Consider the following 21316-nt stretch of genomic DNA (forward strand, 5'->3'; position numbering starts at 1 on the left):
CAACGGTTAAATAGTAAAGTTTAGCTAAATCAAAAAGCGCTCTCCCAGATTGGGAGGGCGCTTTTTAGTATCAACGATAATAGCGCTTACGGTAAGATATAGCGGTTCTGGTTTGGATGCAGGGCACAGCAAACAGCAATGCTGTGCCTCTACCGTTTTTGTCTAAAAAAACTTTTAAAATTTGCAACCATTTTTTTAAATAGGTTTTACTTCAATACAGTTCAGTTAAGGCTTAACTCTTTATCAAAGTCAATTTTTTAACGAACCACCAACGCGCAGCGTCTCGCAGAGATTTGAAACTTTTAAAAAAATATAGCAACGAAATACCCATATCCCCGACTTCTTAAAGAAGTCGGGGATATTATTGTTCAATGAATAATTTAGTGCTAGTCTGCTGTCGATTTAAGATAATGCACGATCGCCTCTGCTGTTGGCAAATTAGTTGCCAGTAAAACTTGATTAATATTGCATAACCTTAGCATTGCTTCTTCATTTGCTTGATTAGGCTGAGGTTGTAGCAAATCTCTCAGGAAAATAAATGCTAAAATTTCTCCTGATCCAACCAATGAAGCGATTGTTTGATATCCTCCAGAAGTTGGTGCGGGGGTTTCTTGACTAATAGTTATCCCCGCCTGTTTTTGTAAGACTTCGCTAACAGATGGCCAGGTAATTGTAAAACTCTGCGAGAAAAATTCCTGATGTTGAGAAACAAATTCCGCAAGTTCTGATTTCTTGCTTTCGTGAGCAATTAGTACTATGTTTCTTTCAATGCTCATTTGAGAAGGCTCACTTACATTTGTTTCTTCTAGAGTTTCATCAGATTGAGTTGCTTCTACTTCAGAAACCTCTTCAATAGTTTGACTGATGATCTCAGGAGTTTCGCTTTCTGTTTCATCAATAGCAGAACTAGGTTCTACTTCTTCACCATCTGCGCTGTCTTCTCTTGTAACTGACGTAGCCAAATCTACTACTTCATTATTGGTATCTTGTGTAACTTTGCTCTCTTCCTCTGGTACTTTACTCAATGTTTCTTGCTGTTGAATGTCCGCATCTTCAGCAACCTCCTTGACAACCTCGTCAACATCTGAATCAACTTCTTCTGTAACTAGTGTATCTAAATTTACTACTTCATTATGGGTAGCTTCTGCAACGGCACTCTCCTGTGCAGTAACTTGGTTGAAAAAATCACGCGGCTGCACGAAGGTGACTTCTGCTTCCAGTGCTGCTTCCAACTCTGTATCGGAGGTAGATTCGGGAACGGTACTCTCTTTTGCAGGAACTTCGCTGAAATTATCACGTGGCTGAACGAAGGTGACTTCTGCTTCCAGTGCTGCCTCCAACTCTGCATCCTCATCGTGGGTAGCTTCGGGAGTGGCACTTATATCACGCCGCTGTACAAAAGTAGATTCTGCCGCCAATGCTGCTTCCTCATCGTGAGTGGTTTGTGGAAGAACACTTTCCTCTTTAGGAGTTTCAATGATGTTTTCAGGTGAAGCGATCGCATCATCAGCTACAGTAGAAGAAACTTCTGAGGCTTCGTTGACTTTTGGAACTTCTACTTCTTCAGCGTCTGCGCTGACTTCTGCTGCAACTGATGTCCGCAAATCCCCAACTTGATCATGGACATCGTGTGGAACTTCGCTGACTGCTTCTGGTGACTGAATGATGTTTTCAGGGATGACATCATCAGTTTGAGTAGAAACAACTTCTGAGATTTTGCTGATTTCTGGGGAAGGAGGATTAATTTCAGGTGTTTTTACTTCGTTACTAATTGGCGCTGGAACTTCGTTAACTACTTCTGGGGCTGGATTAGCAACATTGGAAGCGCTGACATTTTCAGGCGATCGCGGCCGAGAAAACAGTGAAGGATCTATAATTCTAAAAACTGTCTCTGGTTGCTCATAGGCGGGAGTAACTCCTTCCAAGATCAAAACGTAATCTGCAATCCGGATAACGTCTCCATCACTCAAAGAATATGGTCGGTCTTTTTCAGCCTGTTTACCGTTAAATATTGAGCCATTTCTACTGCCAAGGTCAGAGAAGTAGTAATTTCCACCTTTAACAAAAAACTTAGCATGTAATCGGCTGATATCAGGGCTGTCTAAGACTAAATCAGAATCAGGAGAACGACCTATTAACCATTCTCCTCTGGTTGTAGTTTCTATGGTCAGGTCAACTTCATTGACTTCATTTAGATTTGGTGAGTAGCTAACTTTTACTTTCATATTATTTTTTGGTTAATTTTATTGATTTCTGCTACCCAGCGCTGACGGGTAGTGTGTTCTAAATTTAAAATATCATCTTGTGACCAGTGAAAATGATAAGCAATAAAAGCTACCTCCTCATATAAAGTATCAGAGGGGTAGCTTACTACTCCCCCGCTAGTTCTAGCTCCACTGAAAATTGGGTATTGCAGTGGGGACATTGTGTCGGAATGTGTACATTGCCTTGCTGATTGATTCGATTGTAAAATTCTCGGAGATAGGCAATATCATGTAAGAGCAGTCCTTCGAGTAAATCAGGACTAACAGAGTTGAAACTGCCCAAGCGAGTAATAACCAGTGCAAGCATCACCAAGACGCTGTAAGCTGGATTTTCTTGAACTCTGCGCTCTTGTTGCACCAAAATTTCATCTTTGGCGGTGGCTAAACGCATCACCCCCTGACGATGTACTCGGTTTTCACCATCACTTAACCCTCTAGGAAGAGTGAAGGCAAATTCTGTGCAGAGAGTATCCTTTTTACGGCGCATAAATAATTTTATTTGGGCATTGGGCACTTGTACTGAGCATCTCGACAACTCTTAGAGACGCTCTTGCGTTCGCTCGATGGAGCCGACGTTGTAAAGCCTGCGGCATAGCTACGCCCTAAGCGCCAGCCTCTCTAAGAGTTGTATTGAGCATTGGGCATTAGGCAATAATCAATAGTTCTTCCTCTGCTCCCTCATCTCCCTATTCCCCATTCCCCAACTCAATTATGAAGAAGTGGCTCAGGGGAATTTATTGTATCTTCTGGTAGGGAAGTTTCGCTTTCCAATCCATTGATTCGACGGTAAAAATCTTGGAGGTAGTTTAAATCTTGGGCAAAAAAGTTTTCCACTATTGCAGGAGTCACTTCTGATAAAGCACCCAAGTGGGTAATCACTCGCGCCAAGATAATAATTGTGGCATAAACGGGATTAGCTTTAACGCGTGGGTCACGCAAAGGTGCAATCTCATCTATCGCCGTTGATAACCGCATTACACCTTTGCGGTGGAGGTTGCCTTCAGAGTCTAGATACCCCTTAGGCAGTGTAAATTCAAACTCTGTGGGAAACATAGTCCTCCTGATTACTTCACGCGTTTAAATTCCTCAAAAGCAATCTCCAACTCTTCAATTTCTATCTCATGACTGTTTGCGTTAAAATCAGCAATTTTGTAACTAGTAGGCCAAGCACCAGCTAATTCAAATCTAGCTTGTTCTGTGGCTGCTTGATCGTAAATAGATAAAGAAATAAATTCACGCTTTTTAGCCCACTTCCCTGTTTCAATTTCTTCAAACCACTTCCAAAAATCTTTGGAGTTGCTCAAACCTTTACGTAAAGTAATATTACCACTCTTAGCATTGCCAGGAAGTTTAGTTATAACCGCCTTTCCTTTTGATGCACTTCCCCACTTTTGAGAAGTGACTTCACAAATTTCAATTACATCCTGGGTTCTTTTAAAACCTTGGCATTCTAAAAAGTAGCCATCACTATCATTTGTACCTATGTCTAATCTTAAAAAGAAATGATAACCTGTGAGCAATTCAGGTGGGATTGGAGCCATTCTATTTCATAGTGAATTTGGAAATTTAAATTGTTATGCGAATCTAATTTAACTTAGCAGTCAAGGTTGCTATCGCTTATAGATAGCAACCTCCTGTCAAAAAAAGACAGCTAATTCATCCCTTGATAAAACCCAATAATTGAGTTTCAAGTTGCTGATTTTACGTCTTTTTTCTTTGCTTTGACCTCATAACCCTCAATCGACATTTCAATCTTCTCTGTTGCCGGATCATTGTTCGTAACATCGAATTCTGGGCCTGTATATGATTCGGGAAAGCAACCTTTAAAATTATAACGGATTATTTCAGTTGACTTATCTTGGCTATAACCAACAACTGAAACTTCTTTACGATTCGCATCCCATTGACGAGGTTTTCCATCTTCGCTACAAGCTAAAAACCATTTGTGTAGGTCTTCTTCACCATTGTAAGTCACAGTAATTGTGACATTATTAAACTCAGCCTGTCCAGGAAGGTTTTGACGTAATGTTTTACCATTTTTGCCTGAACCTCTAATGGTTTTAGTAGCATTATTTTTTGACCCCATCCCTGCGACTGATTGAACGTATTTGTCAGTCATGCCATCTGCTTCAAAGTAGAATACAGAAGCAACAACATATTCTCCAGCCATATCTCATCTCCTAATAAATTAATAGTGGGGAAAAATTGCAGAAAATACTAAGCTATTACAATTAAGGATTGTCCCCGTTCGCGCAGCCTCTCCCTTAAGAGAAATTCTGATGCCTTCTTTTCTCTACGAGAGGCTTCCCCAAAGAGGTACACCAACACAAACAGTGGTCTGCGCCAACACCAAAAGTCGGCGCTCAGACTTCTCTGTTTATCATTTGTCATTTGTCATTTGTGTTTACAAAGGAATAATCACTAATGACTAATGACGTTCTTGATGGAAAGTAGTGCAATATGTAAGCAGGTTAGCTTAATCAGTTATTGCTCATCAAGTGCATTCCATTGACTGATGCGGAAGATCACAAACTCGGCTGGTCTAACCGGGCAAACACCTACCTCGACATACAAACGACCTAAAACCATAGTTTCTGGTGGATTCAATTCCGCATCGCATTTAACATAAAATGCCTGTTCTGGTGAAGCTCCAAATAAAGCACCCTCACGCCAAATACGCTCTAAAAAGTTACTGACAGTACGGATGACACGTGCCCACAAATCTTGATCATTCGGTTCAAAGACTACCCATTGAGTGCCTAGTTCAATTGATTTTTCTATGTAACTAATCAACCGACGCACGCTGATATAACGCCACTCTGTTTTATCTGGCTCAACTAAAGTTCGTGCCCCCCAAATGCGGATACCTCGGTTCGGGAAATTACGAATGCAATTTATCCCCAGGGGGTTCAATAGTTCCTGTTCGCGGAAATTGGTGTCGTAACCCAAACCAATTACGCCTCTGGGTACTTCATTTGCAGGCGCTTTATAAACACCTCTGGTTTCGTCGGTGCGTGCCCAAACACCCATCATATGACCACAAGGAGGTACTAGAATTGGATTACCGCGATCGCGCGGGTTAGCAACTTTGATCCAAGGGTAATAAAGGGCTGCAAACATCGAACGACGGTTAAATCTATTCAACCAATCCACCACCTGTTGGGGTTTAACGGCGTCCGGTGGTGCATCAAGTACAACCATGCGGTTGGGTGGATTGGGAATATCGCCACTGGCAGAACCCTCGCACATGCTGATCATCAGTTCCATAATCCCGTGGACTTGATCCAAGTTCAGCACTTGTTCTTGATAAGCCCTCAGTAAATCAGGGCAAGCCAGCATTGTAATTTCATCAATTTCAAAAATACCGCGTACCCCTGTGCGATCGTCCCGAACCCCTTCTATATCTCGTGAAAATCTATCCAGCGAGGGGGCAACAATTGGTGGCGCTAGTTCGTACTGACCATTAACCGGACGGCGAGTTAAAGGCTGTCCGCTTTGAGTAATGTCTTCTAGACTGACATACATAGAATTTCTCAATGCTGCCAGCGCGTATGCTGCTTGAGTACCAGGCTCGCGGTTCATCGTCAAGTTCTGGTATTGCTCTAGAAGCTCATCTCCCCGACGAATCTCGATTGTGAAATATTCTCCTGTATTTGGAGGAGCTTCTCCTTCAGTACCTTCAGGTAGGGCACGAGGAGAACCATCAATAATTAAGATATTTACTAATCCGCCTCCTGCTTGTTCGGGGCGCAAAGTAAACCGAAGGGCTGGACGATTCCCACGAGAGTTGATTCTTAAAGTGGTAGGTTCTGGAGTTGCGGGTTTGGGTGCGCCTGGTAACTGAGTACCGATGCTTGTCACCCAGCAACGACCACCACCATTCATAAAGTAGCCGTAAACTGCAAAAGGTAAGTAGGCGTTGAAATCGGTGAAACCATCAGAATTAGGACGACTAAAATAGTTCAGATATTGCGTCCAAGTAGTCACCAACATTGGCTTAAAGAGTTCAGCATCATCTCGAACATCTTCTGTAAAGCCTACAAACCCGGCAACTGCTGTACTAACACCTTCAATCGGTCGGCTCCCCCGGTCAAATTCTTCAATATAGACACCAGGAGCAAAGTAATCAAGTCTAGCCATGAAAGTCTCTCCAAGTCAGTAAAAAGTTAATTATTCAGGAGTTAGAAATATCTCCTTGAAGGTATGACTTTGGTTATCTACCAATGCATTAATATTTTGGGGTAAATAACCAGGACAATTTAGATTTAAAACATAGTTACCTATCTCAAGGTTTTCAAAAAAGAACAGTCCTTCTTTGTTGCTTTCCATGAATTTTCTAGTTCCCAGCAGAGTAACTTTTGTCGCCAGCAATGGCAGATTTGTTGTTGCACTCTTGACAACACCTGCAATTACTACTCGCTTGCTCAGAATTTGGTTGCTACCATTCTCATGCATGTTATTTCGCAGGTGAAAAATTCGTTCCCAAATCAAAGGTGTTGTAGTTCCTTGCATATTAAAAGGCACGCTTACTGTTAAGTATAAAGCTGAACGCAAAGGTACATTAAGAGCGCTCCATAAGCCGCCAACCTCAAGTGAGGGCTGTATTCCAATCATCATAGGCAAACTACCATTACCCCGCAATTCAGGAACTAAAAACTCTTCCTCCAAAGCTCGATGGCGTATAAGTACGGTCAAAGCTTCACTAAGGAAATGATGTTCGCCTAAAGTCGTCCTATCCCAGGCTGTTAATAGCAGCGAAACATCAAACCAAGCAGGTGCCCAAGTTACAGTGCCAGCTTGTAGATGGCGTGTAGTATTACGTTCAACTTGCCTTCCGGCTTGTTGATACTGCTTACTCTCACGAATATCATAAATGTATAAATTGAGAGTCGGGCCTGCTCCCTCTTCCCTTCGATTACCAGGATGGCTAAAGTCAATTTGCTCCGTACTGGTAAGTGAGGTTCCTCCAGCTAGAATTTCGGCTAAAGTTTGAAGAACGAAGATAAGCATGAAGGTGTTGTGCTGGTAGCTAATCCAGATGCATCTAGAGTATATGTATCAGCCTTCTAAAGTTAATTAGACTTTTGTCGATATTTGTGGATGAGACATTGGGCATTAGTTAACGTAAGTCAAAAGACCTCTCCCTGACTTAAAATAAAGTTCAAGTCTGTCCTTTCCGACGGGCGAGAGGGACGGTTTTGCGTAGTAAAACCTCTTAGAGGCTTTTGACTCAGATCATTAGGCAATACCACATGAGCCGTCGAACTCACGTTTAGTTAGTAGTTATTTTCCATCTCCCCCCTGCTTCATCATCCTTACTCCCTAGTTTCCCCAGAATGATGATTGAGAGGGCTGGAAAATATTAGCTTTTCAAAAATCCGAAAAGCAGTAACTTCAACTTGTAGATCAGTCTATCCCTTGAAATTAGGGCTCTTTTATATCTCTGAGGAGAGAAAAATAAGACGCTGACCTTGAATTTTTTTCAAAGCCTTGCTTTATCAGCAAAGCCAAAAAATCCTTCTTTGGAACCTAGCACGGAGAAACAAGGGTTTAAATATTATCTAATGAGAGTAAAAAGAGCATTAGGAAGGTGAGGAGCACCAGTGAATACAAATTTAATAATTCTTTGGATTAATTATCTAACAAAATAACTTAACAAAAAATAAACATTACTGATCCTGCATAATTTTATACTGATCAGCAGAAAAGTAAAAATATTTGGTTGCAAAAAGCGAGTTAAAGCTATGACACTAGGCTTTTCTGTACAAAAACTAGAAAATGGCTCTAATTATTTGAGTTCCTCAGATATCCAAAGCTTTTGTCAGCTAGAGTCTGAGCAGTTAACTAGTCAGTATCCAATTTTTTTCGCTCGGATTGTCTATCATGATTATTTGCTAAAAAATCATCAGGAAGTTATACATTATGGTCAAGACCAAGCTTCTTTTTCGCCAAAAATTTTAGCTTATTTGCGGTCAGAAGCATGGCTTACAGACTTTCCGCCTGCTTTGACTTTACATGAATTTAGACTTAAGGACTTTTCATCCATTTCTTACATTTGCCCCATAGGCTATAGAAATCAAAAACCTGAATACATTCAAATCATTACTCATGAACCTCTGTCATCGAGTTTGCAATTATACCTAAAACGCTCTGCGATGCTCCTGAGTAAGTATGTAGATATTTACTTAGACTATGGAAGACAAAAAACTGAAATTCAACTCCTGGAAAATATCCTGCATCGAGTAGGTCATCAATTGCGTAACTCTCTAGGACTTATCGGATTGTATGCACATAACTTATACTTAGGGTTAAAGGATAGTCCTTGGCAAGAGCAAGCAACAATCATTGGCGAAAGTATAGAAGATTTAGATACTAATTTAAATGAGCTTATTGATTGTGGTCAAAGTGCAAAGTTAAGGGTAACATTTCAAGATTTAAGAAATTTGGTAGTTGAAAGTATCACAAATTTACAACCTCTAATTAATCAGAAAAAAATTAAAATATCGATTCCCGATACATCGACAATCCTGAAGATAGACAGATTGCAAATGAAACAAGTCTTTGACAATATCCTCAGTAATGCTGTTCATTTTAGTCCTAATTCAGGAACTATTACCTGTAGCTGGCAAATTTTTCAAGATGAAGTTTTAATTAAAATCTTAGATCAAGGGCCAGGACTATCTCAAGAGGATTTACAAAAAGTATTTACCCCATTTTATTCCCGACGTAGAGGAGGTACAGGGCTGGGTTTAACTATCGCTAAAAAAATTATTCTGGATCATCAAGGAAGTATCTGGGCACAAGTTTTGTCAGAAAGGGGAGCGCAATTTTCTCTGGTTTTGCCTCGACCAAGGAGTAGATAAATAATTTATAATTCGTAATGGGCTACGCCCCGCTACGCTAACGTAATTCGTAATTACAAATATGACTAATGATCATAAAAAACTTTCAGTTTTGCTGGTAGATGATGAAGAACGCTTCCGTCAGGGGTTACGTACCCTCCTCAACTTTTATAGTATTAATTCTGCTTTACCTGTAGAAGTTGTGGGTGATGCTGATACTGTAGAGCAAGTTTTAAAATTAACAGCCCAGAAGTGTCCAGATTTAATTTTGCTGGATATGCAATTGAAAGGATGTGATGGGATTACAGTTTTGGCACGTCTTAAGGAAACTGCTTACACTGGCAAGGTTTTAGTATTGTCGGCTCATCAAGAAGATGACTGGATTTTTAGAGCAATGCAGGCGGGAGCCGCAGGTTATGTGTTTAAAAATCGTTTGGCAACACAATTGTGTGAAGCTATTGACACTGTTACAAGGTCAGAAATTTATCTACCTTCAGAAGTTGCTAGTCGATTTTTCCGGTTTTTTCAGGCTTATTCAGACTCTAGTATGAAAGCATCTCATGAGGTGCATTTAACCCAAAGAGAGCAAGAAGTTTTACACTGGTTAACTCAAGGTGCTTCTAATGAAGAAATCGCTAAACATTTATATGTAACAGTTGCTACTGTTAAAGCGCATCTCACAAGTATTTTTGAAAAATTGAAGGTTACTAGCCGGACTCAAGCTATTGTGGCTGCTCTCAAGTTAGGATTAGTTCACGCTTGAGCGCGACAAAAGTAATCGGCGCAATTCACGAAACTCTTTGTATATGCCTTCATTTGAATCTTTTTATCAAGAATACCCCTGCTCGTACAATTCTCCCTTAACTTGCGATCGCCCCTTCCAAACGGCGCAGCAAATCAAGGGTGCTAAGTTTTGCTTGGAATGTGGTTTTCCAGCAACTTTACCGCAGCAGGCTGAGATTAAAGGAAATCAGGGGACTTATCAAATAGCTAGTTTTGTTGGTGTCCGGGGTTTAGGCCGCTTATATTCAGGTATCCAACTCAAAGACAAACAGCCTGTAATCATCAAAGAATACCTGCTACCCGATCGTTCTTTTAATGAAAGCGAGACTCGGAAGCGGAAAGAGACTTTCAAACAGGTGGGTGGGGTAAGTTTAGCCGATAGTAGAATTCAAAACTTCCGTCTTGTCGAAACTAAAGAAGCGATCGCTGATGAAAAAGGAGAACGCTGCTATTTAATTACTAAAGGAGTAGAGTTATCTCAAACTTTAGGTAAATATCTAATAGACAAGGGAGCAATGACATCTCCTGAAGTGCGTGAGGTGCTAAATCAAGGTCTACAAACTCTCCAGTTTCTCCACACCCAAAAGCTGCGTTTTCCCTCAAACCAAACACAACTGGGTATCACTCATGGCAACATCAATTTAGATAGTACTTTAATTAAAGTAGAAAATAATCAAAAATTTTCTATATACTTTTGTGATTTAGCTATCTGGGAAAACTTATTTCTTCCGCCCATTATTACTCAACCCGCGCCCGTCAGACCGGAGCAAGATTTAGAATCATTAGGATTGGTAGCCTTTTCTTTATGGGCAGGACGCACAACTAATTTTTCATCCAACCAGCCTCTCGATCCTAGAGATAATCAACAATGGCCAGATACCGATAGCCATTTAAAGCAGTTTATTTATCGACTAATTGGGCTGGAAACTCGTTTCGAGAGTGCAGAAGCAGCTCGTCAAGCATTACTGGAACTTCCCAAAGAAGATCATGGCAAAAGTTCAGTGCGTTCGCCAGCTTCTCAAGAAATAGAAAAGCGTTTCCCAATCCCCTTAATGGTGCTAGTAATTCTGGCTTTATTACTACTTGGGGGGGGAATTTGGTATTGGCTTTGGGGTAAGAAAACAGTTAGTTCTAATCAATATATACAATGGTCTGGACTTGTGCGGAATTTCTCTGAAGTCCCTAACATTCCTTCCGGACAATTTACTTACACAGGAGAAAAAGACAGTACATGGAGCTTTGTTTTAACGCAACCAGTGGACAACAGTCGTTTAGGAGATTTATTGACCAGACCAAAGTCAGATGCAACAGCAACATTTAACTATGAATCTGTTTTGTCATCAAATATAGATAATCAGAATAAAAGTATCGAAGAAGTCCAAACAAGCAAAAAAGATTTTGCAATTACTAGTTTAGTAGACAAGATCACAGATAAACTTGCTAAAAAACCAGTTGCTTATGATGGGTTACTGGTTTTTGTAGCATTTAATAAGAGAGACTCAAATCTTGCTAGTGCTCTTGGAGGGGAAATAAGTCTTGAGCAATTACGTCAAATTTATACAGGTAAAATTACTAATTGGCAGCAAATTAGCCCCAAACTTCCAAATCTGACTCTGAAACCTTTTGCCCCAACTGAACCAGAAGCAATCAGTAAATTTCAAGAAATAGTTCTTAAAAACGCCCCTCAGGACGAAGCTTTATTTGCAAAGGTTACTAAACGTGATACAACAAAAATCCAAAACCAGATACGCAGCGAGACTTTAGAGGGGCGAACCACTGGTATTATCAGTTTTGGGATTATCAGTAAAACTTCGAGTCAGTGTACTGGCTATCCCCTAGCGATCGCAGATGGCAACAAGTCAGCGATTCAACCTCTGTTTCAACGGCGCGATCGCCGCTCAATTAATCCCTCAGATGATTTGTGTCAACATGATGATTATTATGTTGATGTCACAACTTTCCAAAGCTACCCTTTGGGATACCCTATTTTTGTAGTGTACCCTAAAGACAGCAACCGCCTGCCTGGTGGTTCTACATTTGCCCAGATGCTAACCACTCGTCAGGGTCAGTGTTTACTTAGGAAAGTAGGTCTTGTAGCTTTACAACCTATGCCTGATGATATAAATTCCTATGCCTGCAAATCGGTGCCCTAATCCCAGTTGCGAATATTTTAACCGCGCCCTGCCTAACAATGCTAAGGTTTGTCCCTGGTGTTCCACTCCTTTGGGTAATGTAGTTTCCTCTACACCAGAACCATCTAGTCAACCACCTCCTAGTCAACCACCGCCTAGTCAACAACAACCTAGTCAACCACCACCCAGTCAACAACCACCTATTCAGTATCAGCGGCCACCAACAAACCAGCCTAACTACGAAGTTCCCCAACAAGCTCCCGTTGATTATTCAACAGTCTATCAGCAACGGGTTTCTTATCCACCAACACCGCCTGTTTATACTCCCCCACCTCAAAGAGCGCCACTCTTAAAGTTGATTCATACCACCGGAAGAGAATTTAACCTCGTTGGGGAAGGAGGTTATATTGGTCGCCGCAGTCAGAGTCCAGGAATAGCGCCGCCAGAAATTGACTTGACAGGCATCCCCAGTGAGGGAATAATCTCTCGTCGTCATGCGCGAGTCGATTGGGACTGGTCGCAAAATGCATACATGATTGTTGATATGAGTACAAATGGTATTTATTTAAACAATACTTCTCTAACTCCTGGTATGCAATATCGACTGCTTAATGGTGATTCACTGCGATTTGGTCAGGATAATCTAGTGAATTTCACTGTATATGTTGTGTAATTAAAAAGCGTGTAGGGGCGCAAGGCCTTGCGCCCCTAGCGCCGATGCCCCTGCATTACCATTTTGAAGGACTATCGGGATGCAATTGATCGCAATTCCATGATTGGGGATCTATCTGCACGTATTCACGAGTTTTGTGTAATGCTACCTGATTACGAATAATATGTTCGTAGTAATTGCGTTGCCATATTGGCACGCTTGGTGTAGGTTGCAATACATTAATCCACTTGATAACTACCATTTTAAACCCTGCAATCAAAGATCCGAGCGATCACGGTTTTCGGCTGGGCATCCTAGTTTGTACGGGCGCATGGGTTTGTAGGGGATCTTGGCCTTGCGCCCCTACCGCGTGGTCATTCATCCCAACGCTATGATTGTTCGCCCCTACATCTGCTTGGGATGTGACAGGTTCAATAAAAACAATCCCATGATAAATGGTTGGGCATGACAATCGATGCATCCAATTTAATTTCTCGACGGATCGCACTACTGCCTTCCCGGAAGTAACTTCTGGCTTCACGTTTGAGTGTTTCGCGCAGTCTGTAGCAACTTTTGCCCTCCTGGAAGCTATGTAGGGTGGAATAGCACTTACTTAAGCAAAAGTTGCTGCCCAGATCCGCGACTTCTTGAAGAAGTCGTGGATCTAAATCCAGCTTAAGTCAGGGGTACTCATGGATGAGTTGATTGTCTTAAAATACCCATTGTTCATGCCGAATTAATATCTCTTGTAGGGTGCGTTAGGCGTTCGTGTTTGGATATTTTGACAGGCGATTTGGTTGTTTACGCCGTGACGCACCAAATTATTGGTTCGGTGCGTTAACGAAGTAACGCACTCTACAAATAGCAGGCGATCGCACTCTAATGGGCATGATTCAGGATATTGGTATTGACAAGGAAACTTTCTTTGAGTTACTGGGAAAATAATTTAGGTGTAATTTTATTGTTTGGTGTCAGTACTCAACCCAGCCTACAAGATCAGGCGATCGCACTACAAGATCCGCGATTGTTCTTATCATCTGATGAGATCTTCTGCCAATTCTCCCATTTGCGTGCTTATCTCGAGAAGACTATGCACAAATTCATCGTCACTAATCATTGCTGTTTGCGTGCCATTTTTTATGGCATTCAAGACTGACTGTAAGTGAATCCATGATTGACCAACAGTGCCGAGAGTAGCTTCTATAACAGAATTCCCCCGTTGTTCCATATGCACACCTTGCGCTCCGGCTGCTGCATTGATTGAACCTTGGGCAGGAACCAAATTGGTGACATCATTGTAATACATTTTTGCATCCCAAAACGAATACTTGAATTGCCCATTTTGATCTTTGTTTTTATTTTCCATTGCATTAGTGATCATATCCCAGCTAGTTTGATGGTCTAACTGTATCCCAGTAACGCTTACTTGTTCACCGTGGGAAGCCCTGACTGTAACGATTTTATTTCCTTGATAGGTAGGGTTATATTTTTGAAAAACAGCGTCTCGGGTTTTTGTTCCAAACGAAAAATCCTTTCGCTTGTGAGCATTAGAATTGAATTGGACATTTTGACCTCCACGTGCAACATAACCGGCTGTCTCTGCTATAGGTTTAGCGGTTTCTCCTCCCTTGGGAACTGCTCGTTGAACTACCTCTTGGCTTAGTTGCTCGAAAAAAGTATCTTTCCCTGCGTTTTGCTTTTGTTTCTCCTGTAGCTGATGCGATCGCTGCACCGCCCCCCCATTCTGCTGCACTACATGAGTCAACTCATGCGCCAACAACTCCTGACCGCCCCGACTCCCAGGATTATATTCCCCCTGCCGAAAGAACACATCCTGTCCCGTTGTGAAAGCACGCGCCTGAATTGACCGATTCAACAAATCAGACTGACCATCCGTGTGAACCTTCACCCCACTGAAATCTGCGCCAAACGCCACCTCCATCGGATGGCGAATATTCTCTGCCATCGCCTGTCCACCACCCCTGGCTTGGTTAATGGACGTTTCCAAGTCTGGCGCAGCAGCCATCCCAGCCTGACGCTGCACCATCGACTTCATTTGTAATTCTTCCTCTTCCTCTGGCGCTTGTTGCCGTTGCAGTGTGCTATTGTCCAGAGATTTCATCTGCAATTCTTCTTCATCCTCTGGCATTTCTTGTCGTTGCAAAGGCGTGATGGAATTTGCCAGAGGTTTCATCTGCAATTCTGACTCTTGTGGCAATGCTTCTCGTTGGATAGACTGACGATTTACAGGTTGCGCTATTCTTTGCATTACCTGCTGTGCGACGCTATCAGCTTCCTGCTCATACTTATCCCCAGGCTGGCTAATTGAGAGTTTTGCTTGGGGATTACGCAAGGGTATTCGACTAATGTCGTGGGTGAGAGGTTTATGAAGTGGCTGCACCAATGGAACTGCTTGGGGTGAAGCTTGTGAGGATTCTAAACCAAAGCCGGGTATCCGGTGTTTGAGAGATGGTATTGAGAAGGAAGCAGTGGTAGCTTTTTTAGACTGGCTTACATGTTCTCTCATTTTTTTCTCCTGATGCCCAAGCAGTAGGTGGATGAATATTTGCTGGTTCGCATATCTAGAATACAGCGATCGCACTTGTAACACAATTCATCAAAAGTCTAAAATCAAGCTGAAATCATGTTGACTATTCTCAGCGAACAGTTGCAATGACGGTTATTTTAGCGCATATAATCCAGCGAATTGCAAGTTAGTCAGGTACAGTACTTTGGTCTACAAGCCAAATAAAAAGCCTTTTTGACTCCTGACTCCTAACTCATGCTGTATCAGGAGGGCTAGACAAATTTTGCCCCTGGCTGTAATTACAGCTATTTTCAGGTAAATAGACCACGCGGTAGGGGCGCAAGGCCTTGCGCCCCTACGACAGATGTGGTTCAAATATTTTAATTCTGCCGTAATAAATTTCAGAAAAGTTGTTCTAGCTCATGGTTTGCGCCCCACAGCCAGCACCACAGAAGCGGGAATTTCCAAACCACCCTCCGTGACGTACTTTTTTGCTCCCTCGATAAAAGCGTTCTCGATATTGTGCCGCTGCTCCTCGGTTTGGATTGCCAGGATTGATCCAAGGCGGGCCGTACTGACAACAATCCTTGGCATCACATCCTGGGGTGTGGAGAAAGTCCACTTGATGGGTAGTTCGCTAATAGAGACTGAAGTGAATCCCGCGGAACGCAAGACCCTTTTGCATTCGGCTGTTTCGCCAAAGCGGAACAGGGGCGGCCCTAGAGGTAGATCCACCTCCATGTTGCCGTGAGCCTGCACCGAACCCAAAATCAAGGCCATAAAAGGATTACGCGCTGGTGGTGTCCAGCAGGTGAAGGCATAGCGCCCACCTGGTTTGAGAACTCGAAAGGACTCAGCGATCCCTCGTTCCGGGTCAGGGAAATGGAGGATGCCCAAGCTACAGACCACCGCTTCAAACCGGCCCGACTCAAAGGGAAGATTCTCGGCGTCCCCGATCTGGAATTCGGCTTCAGGACATCGCAAACGGGCAATGGCCACCATATTCTCTGCATAGTCTAATCCAGTGACTATAGCCTGCCGACTCACAGCAGCGGCACTGAGCCATCCAGTTCCGCAAGCGACATCCAGCAATTGTTTCCCATACCCCGCTTCTACGGCATCTAATATGGCTTGATCAACTTGCGATGTTACTTGAGCGATCGCTTGATCATATCCTTGGGCCACCAGGGAGAATTTGTCGCGCTCGAACTGCTTGAATGCCTCGTGAGTACTGGGAGGCTGACCCGTCATTTGTTACCTCCTTCCCTCTGTGAGGGACATAGACTGGATATTTACCTTACTATGCTGCCAATTTGGGATTGACCACCGCTTTCTATTATAATTTTGTATAATTGGGCACACATAATCCGCTTATCTAGCATGGGCTGAACAATCCCTGCTTGGTCTATGGCTGTTTGTGTAGTCCGAGTTCTACTCGCATTCTCTTTCTTGGTCTGGACTTGTCCACCATTGTGCTGCACAACACGGGTCAACTCATGGGTAATCAACTCTTGTCCATCCCGACTCCCAGGATTATATTCCCCATCTCTAAAGTAAGATATTCTTGAGTTTCTTGACTGATGTAAATATTAGTACCAATCATTGTTAACTCTTTCTACTTTTTTAGCTGATACCAAACATCATCAGCAAAGATTTTAGTTGGCATAGTTGGCGTAGGGTGCGTTAGGCGTTTGGGTTTCAATACGCTGGCGCACCATTATCGCTTATGTGGGTGCGTTAACGAAGTAACACACCCTACAAGATCAAGCGATGCCTGCGGCGGGCTGCGCCTACGCACTATAGTTAAGCCGCTTGGATTCTTCTAATCTGATATTGTCCGGATTCTACCCAGATGACTGCTTCAACACCCAAAGATTCCATAGTCAAAACTATGCTTTCTTCTTTATGTTCGTATTTCATCGGAACGACTTCGTCAAGCTCTGCAATTACCTCAAACACATCCGGAAAACTGTAATCGGAGTCAGGATAGGGTATCCATTCTGTTTGCTTCCCTTGTTCTATCTGCTTGAGAAATTCAAGCAACCACTGTGGCACTGCACTATCCTCGTCCAAGTTGTTTTGCCAAACGATCTCATGTACCTTGGTCTTTATCTGGGCTGTTGCTGGAGTAAAGCTTGAAGCTTCAGCTAAGGAAATGATTGCTTCTTCGAGTTTGCCTGTCATTTTATCCTCTCACTTATCAAGATATCAGGTTCCATTAGGGTCTGGGATACATAGTTATGAGCTTAAAGTTATCCCCCGTACCGTCATTGCTCCATGCTACGTAGAAGGTGTTACAAGGAAGAGTCGTAGGTTTAAGATTGCTGCTACCAGTATCTAGTTCATAAGTCTCTCCGACTCCAGCTAGTGTATAGTGATTGCTATACCCCTTTTTCCATCCTCCTGCTCTATTCTGCTTATTGGCGTTCAAGTCATTAATCGCCATTATCATTGCCTTTAAATGCATTGCATCGCTTGCAAACTTGCTAGATTTTCCGTCAGGCGGCAATGAATTACGCCCGGAAGGCGTCGTACCGGTGGTTAATCGTGTTAGGTGTTGAGCTGCTGTTGTGTGACTGCCATGATCCGTATATGAATGACCCCCATCATCATCATATGTAGCGGGCTTATTATGATCAAAGACTCTTTGGACTATGTTGTCTGCTACTCTTTGAACTACTTCAAGTTTAGCTTGGACTGCACCTCCATTCTGCTGCACAACATGAGTCAACTCATGCGCCAACAACTCCTGCCCACCCCGACTCCCAGGATTATATTCTCCCTGCCGAAAGAACACATCTTGTCCCGTAGTGAAAGCCCGCGCCTGAATTGACCGATTCAACAAATCAGACTGACCATCCGTGTGAACCTTCACCCCACTAAAATCAGCGCCAAATGCCACCTCCATCGGTTGGCGGATATTGTCCGCCATCGTCACTCCTCCACCCCTTGCTTGGTTAATGGACGCTTCCAGGTCTGGCGCAGCAGCCATAAGAGCCTCAGCCCGACGCTGCACCATCGGCTTCATTTGTAATTCTTCCTCATCTTCTGGCACTTCTTGCCGTTGGAGTGTGCTATTGCCCAGAGATTTCATTTGTAATTCTTCTTCATCCCCTGGCGCTGACTGTCGTTGCACCACAGGCGTGATGAAATTTGCCAAAGGCTTCATCTGCAATTCTGACTCTTCTGGCATCGTCTCTGGTTGGATAGACTGGCGATTTACAGGCTGCACTATTCTTTGCATTACCTGGTGTGCTACGCTATCAGCTTCCTGCTCATACTTATCCCCAGGCTGGCTAATTGAGAGTTTTGCTTGGGGATTACGCAAGGGTATTCGACTAATGTCGTGGGTGAGAGGTTTATGAAGTGGCTGCACCAATGGAACTGCTTGGGGTGAAGCTTGTGAGGATTCTAAACCAAAGCCGGGTATCCGGTGTTTGAGAGATGGTATTGAGAAGGAAGCAGTGTTAGCTTTTTTGGACTGGCTTACATGTTCTCTCATTTTTTTCTCCTGATGCCCAAGCAGTCGGTGGATGAATATTTGCTAGTTCGCATATCTAGAATACAGCGATCGCACTTGTAACACAATTCACCCAAAGTCTAAATCCAGGCAAAGACCAAGTTAGACTTTTGGCTACTTTTGATTCTGATGCAGTACCTTTAGCCTTGATTCTAGGAGAGATTTTTTTATTTATGGACTCAAAACAACAACAAACTTTTTTCACGTTCGATGGAGATGTTGGCGGTACTGCTGGCTACGCTGGGGTTTCAGTAACTTATAATGCCAACAAAGTCGCTAAAACGGCAAGTAAATATCTCAACGACTCACTGCTTATGAGCCAACTGACAGAACACGTGTATAAACTTTTGCTAGAAGACCTGCGATCGCAGCGTGAAAGGGTAGGTAATTATAGTTCTCAGAGGTGGTTGTGATGGTTACAACTCCTAAAAATGCCAGGGTTACTCCAAATCCTAAGAATGCCAACATTACTCCAAGTTCTAATAATGGCAAGGTTACTCCAAGTTCCAATAATGGCAACATTACTCACGAACTAAACTATGTCACTACTAATCGTTTTTATGTAGAGATAGACAATACTATTGCTGCATCTTTTACTGAATGTTCAGGATTAAGTGTTCAAATTAAGAAAAATGTTTTTAATGAAGGTGGTGTCAACGACCAGCAAAGAATTTATTTAGGTCATACAGAATTTGCAGACATAACTCTTAAACGTGGAGTTACAGATCATCCAGGTTTTTGGAACTGGATGAGTACAGTTTTTGATGAAAAAAAGAAGACATCTCGACGCAATGTCAATATTCTGATTTTCAATCAGGCTGGTGAAACAATGATGAGTTGGACTTTGATTGGTGCTATTCCCATAACTTGGAAAACACCTACACTCCAAGCAGATGGAAACGCAGTTGCCATTGAAGAATTAACTTTAGCTTATGAAGGGTTACAAGTTGCAAGGGCTACAGGAGGAGGCACTTCTGTACAACGAAATCAGAAAACAGGATATTTCGTTTCTAGTTAATTGGCTATTTTTCAATTATAACTATGCAAATTATTCAATCTCCATTAGGAAACAATGTTCATCCACTTGGGGTAATATCATCTTTATCTCATCCTCATAGAATGGGATTGAGAAAAGAGTCTCATTCTCTACATTCGCGAAGTAATTTTATCAGTACTATACAAACTAAACCATCATTAGTCACATCCTCTAAATTTTTATTGTTTCGTGAACATGAAGCATCGAACCAACCATTAATAGGTTGGGATAGTGGGGATACTCAGGATATAAATAATGAGTTTCCATTACTGGCATTAGATTCTTTGGATTCAATAGCTCAAGAAGAAAAAAGTAATATTAAGAGTAATGAATCAGGAAAAGGTAGTATTACAGATATACAGCCAAATCGCATTGATAACAATTCGATTAATGAGATTTCGACAGAACTAAAGATTCCAAGTAAATCTAAATCAAAAAAAACAAATAAATCTCAAAAACCACCAGAGAAAAAAACAAAATCCACATCGAGAACTAAAAAAGCAGTTAAATCATCTGCAACTAAGAATATTGAGCAAGTTTTTGATGAAAAGAAAATTACTATTAATCGTAAAGAAGATAGCTTATTAGCAAATACCAATAGTAATTTAGAGGCAATTACAGCTATTGAACCAGACTTAATATTAAAAAGCACCGCAAATGATTTGGTCACAGATAATGCTGTCGTTGATAATTCTCTAACTTTGTCCTCACCACTTACCTCGCCTGATGTAGATGATGCACCTACTTTACTCAATCCTTTAGCGAATGATGAAAATAGCGTAGGGGCGCATAGCTATGCGCCCCTACCACATGTTGCTGTACCTAATTCTGAGTCTTCAGTTGCAAAAAGCCCTATTGCAATACAACAAGAAATTGACTCCAGTGTAACGAGTGAATCTCCAGCCAGTGCGCCTGTTCAGTTAACACCTACCTCAGCCAATATTAGCGCCACATCGCCTGAGATTGGTGAAGCACCATTAATTACTGCCACATCACCTGAGATTGGTGAAACAGCGATCGCACCATTAATTACTGCCACATCACCTGAGATTGGTGAAACAGCGTTGGCGCAGCCCGCCGTAGGCATCGCACCACAAGTTAGCGCCAAATCACCTGAAATTGGTGAAGCACCACAAGTTAGGGACACATCGCCTGAAATTGGTGAAAATGTGATCGCACCAAAAGTGACTGCAACATCACCTGAGATTGGTGAAACAGCGTTGGCGCAGCCCGCCGTAGGCATCGCACCACAAGTTAGCGCCAAATCACCTGAAATTGGTGAAGCACCACAAGTTAGGGACACATCGCCTGAAATTGGTGAAAATGTGATCGCACCAAAAGTGACTGCAACATCACCTGAGATTGGTGAAACAGCGTTGGCGCAGCCCGCCGTAGGCATCGCACCACAAGTTAGCGCCAAATCACCTGAAATTGGTGAAGCACCACAAGTTAGGGACACATCGCCTGAAATTGGTGAAAATGTGATCGCACCAAAAGTGACTGCAACATCACCTGAGATTGGTGAAACAGCGTTGGCGCAGCCCGCCGTAGGCATCGCAC

General features: G+C 42.5%; 22 protein-coding genes. 7 read left to right on the forward strand and 15 right to left on the reverse strand.

Going from position 1 to position 21316, the window contains the following annotated elements:
• Window positions 1-386 precede the first annotated feature (386 nt).
• From Q0541_RS31055 to Q0541_RS31085, 8 genes are all read right to left on the reverse strand, one after another.
• Window positions 387-2225, reverse strand: a complete 1839-nt coding sequence (locus Q0541_RS31055) for an FHA domain-containing protein (protein ID WP_298920219.1) — start codon at window positions 2223-2225, stop codon at window positions 387-389.
• Window positions 2222-2425 carry a DUF6760 family protein gene (locus Q0541_RS34665; protein WP_366941946.1) on the reverse strand — a complete coding sequence of 68 codons (204 nt, stop codon included), beginning with the start codon at window positions 2423-2425 and terminating at the stop codon, window positions 2222-2224. Before Q0541_RS34665 ends, Q0541_RS31055 begins: the two co-directional genes overlap by 4 nt.
• Entirely contained in the window at window positions 2371-2751 is a 381-nt protein-coding gene (locus tag Q0541_RS31060; RefSeq protein WP_298920222.1) for a phage tail assembly protein, read from the reverse strand. The genes Q0541_RS34665 and Q0541_RS31060 overlap by 55 nt, the downstream gene beginning before the upstream one ends.
• 218 nt (window positions 2752-2969) lie before the next feature.
• Window positions 2970-3317 (reverse strand): hypothetical protein, encoded by a 348-nt coding sequence (locus Q0541_RS31065; RefSeq protein ID WP_273765491.1) that lies wholly within the window; start codon window positions 3315-3317, stop codon window positions 2970-2972.
• An 11-nt stretch (window positions 3318-3328) separates the two neighbouring features.
• Window positions 3329-3805: a phage tail protein gene (locus Q0541_RS31070; protein ID WP_298920226.1), complete on the reverse strand. Its 477-nt coding sequence runs from the start codon at window positions 3803-3805 to the stop codon at window positions 3329-3331.
• 146 nt (window positions 3806-3951) lie between these two features.
• Window positions 3952-4434, reverse strand: coding sequence for a phage tail protein (locus Q0541_RS31075; RefSeq protein WP_273765487.1), 483 nt, complete (start codon window positions 4432-4434; stop codon window positions 3952-3954).
• A 314-nt stretch (window positions 4435-4748) separates the two neighbouring features.
• The gene (locus tag Q0541_RS31080) at window positions 4749-6404 is read right to left on the reverse strand and encodes a phage tail sheath C-terminal domain-containing protein (RefSeq protein ID WP_298920230.1); all 1656 of its coding nucleotides are present in this window, start codon (window positions 6402-6404) and stop codon (window positions 4749-4751) included.
• Between the two features lie 30 nt (window positions 6405-6434).
• The gene (locus Q0541_RS31085; protein ID WP_298920232.1) at window positions 6435-7274 is read right to left on the reverse strand and encodes a Pvc16 family protein; all 840 of its coding nucleotides are present in this window, start codon (window positions 7272-7274) and stop codon (window positions 6435-6437) included.
• A 734-nt stretch (window positions 7275-8008) separates the two neighbouring features.
• On the opposite strand from Q0541_RS31085, the gene Q0541_RS31090 reads away from it, so the two are divergent.
• The 4 genes from Q0541_RS31090 (at window position 8009) to Q0541_RS31105 (ending at window position 12694) form a co-directional block, all read left to right on the forward strand.
• Window positions 8009-9127 carry an ATP-binding protein gene (locus tag Q0541_RS31090; protein ID WP_298920234.1) on the forward strand — a complete coding sequence of 373 codons (1119 nt, stop codon included), beginning with the start codon at window positions 8009-8011 and terminating at the stop codon, window positions 9125-9127.
• Window positions 9128-9188: 61 nt separating this feature from the next.
• The gene (locus Q0541_RS31095) at window positions 9189-9869 is read left to right on the forward strand and encodes a response regulator transcription factor (protein ID WP_273765480.1); all 681 of its coding nucleotides are present in this window, start codon (window positions 9189-9191) and stop codon (window positions 9867-9869) included.
• A gap of 43 nt (window positions 9870-9912) precedes the next feature.
• Entirely contained in the window at window positions 9913-12042 is a 2130-nt protein-coding gene (locus Q0541_RS31100; protein WP_298920238.1) for a substrate-binding domain-containing protein, read from the forward strand.
• Window positions 12020-12694, forward strand: a complete 675-nt coding sequence (locus Q0541_RS31105) for an FHA domain-containing protein (protein WP_298920241.1) — start codon at window positions 12020-12022, stop codon at window positions 12692-12694. Before Q0541_RS31100 ends, Q0541_RS31105 begins: the two co-directional genes overlap by 23 nt.
• A gap of 55 nt (window positions 12695-12749) precedes the next feature.
• Here Q0541_RS31105 and Q0541_RS31110 read toward each other — a convergent pair whose 3' ends face one another.
• The 7 genes from Q0541_RS31110 to Q0541_RS31140 all read right to left on the reverse strand — a co-directional run bounded on the left by Q0541_RS31110 (window position 12750) and on the right by Q0541_RS31140 (window position 18702).
• Window positions 12750-12935 (reverse strand): hypothetical protein, encoded by a 186-nt coding sequence (locus Q0541_RS31110; protein WP_298920243.1) that lies wholly within the window; start codon window positions 12933-12935, stop codon window positions 12750-12752.
• A 30-nt stretch (window positions 12936-12965) separates the two neighbouring features.
• Window positions 12966-13214, reverse strand: coding sequence for a hypothetical protein (locus tag Q0541_RS31115; RefSeq protein ID WP_298920245.1), 249 nt, complete (start codon window positions 13212-13214; stop codon window positions 12966-12968).
• A gap of 492 nt (window positions 13215-13706) precedes the next feature.
• The gene (locus tag Q0541_RS31120; RefSeq protein WP_298920247.1) at window positions 13707-15200 is read right to left on the reverse strand and encodes a DUF4157 domain-containing protein; all 1494 of its coding nucleotides are present in this window, start codon (window positions 15198-15200) and stop codon (window positions 13707-13709) included.
• 420 nt (window positions 15201-15620) lie between these two features.
• On the reverse strand, window positions 15621-16385 hold the full coding sequence (locus Q0541_RS31125) for a class I SAM-dependent methyltransferase (RefSeq protein WP_298920249.1): 765 nt from the start codon (window positions 16383-16385) through the stop codon (window positions 15621-15623).
• Between the two features lie 107 nt (window positions 16386-16492).
• Window positions 16493-16762 (reverse strand): DUF4157 domain-containing protein, encoded by a 270-nt coding sequence (locus Q0541_RS31130; RefSeq protein ID WP_298920264.1) that lies wholly within the window; start codon window positions 16760-16762, stop codon window positions 16493-16495.
• A gap of 241 nt (window positions 16763-17003) precedes the next feature.
• On the reverse strand, window positions 17004-17384 hold the full coding sequence (locus Q0541_RS31135; RefSeq protein WP_298920252.1) for a hypothetical protein: 381 nt from the start codon (window positions 17382-17384) through the stop codon (window positions 17004-17006).
• A gap of 34 nt (window positions 17385-17418) precedes the next feature.
• A complete protein-coding gene (locus Q0541_RS31140; RefSeq protein WP_298920255.1) occupies window positions 17419-18702 on the reverse strand; it encodes a DUF4157 domain-containing protein in 1284 nt (427 codons plus the stop codon).
• Window positions 18703-18893: 191 nt separating this feature from the next.
• Between Q0541_RS31140 and Q0541_RS31145 the strand changes: the two genes are divergently transcribed.
• The 3 genes from Q0541_RS31145 to Q0541_RS31155 form a co-directional block, all read left to right on the forward strand.
• The gene (locus Q0541_RS31145; protein ID WP_298920258.1) at window positions 18894-19133 is read left to right on the forward strand and encodes a hypothetical protein; all 240 of its coding nucleotides are present in this window, start codon (window positions 18894-18896) and stop codon (window positions 19131-19133) included.
• Window positions 19133-19738 (forward strand): phage tail protein, encoded by a 606-nt coding sequence (locus Q0541_RS31150; RefSeq protein ID WP_298920260.1) that lies wholly within the window; start codon window positions 19133-19135, stop codon window positions 19736-19738. Before Q0541_RS31145 ends, Q0541_RS31150 begins: the two co-directional genes overlap by 1 nt.
• 200 nt (window positions 19739-19938) lie before the next feature.
• The coding region (locus Q0541_RS31155) for a hypothetical protein (protein ID WP_298920262.1) at window positions 19939-21316 on the forward strand (1378 nt) is incomplete at its 3' end.

The organism is uncultured Nostoc sp. (assembly GCF_937863485.1).
In the GTDB taxonomy this organism is placed as follows: domain Bacteria; phylum Cyanobacteriota; class Cyanobacteriia; order Cyanobacteriales; family Nostocaceae; genus Nostoc.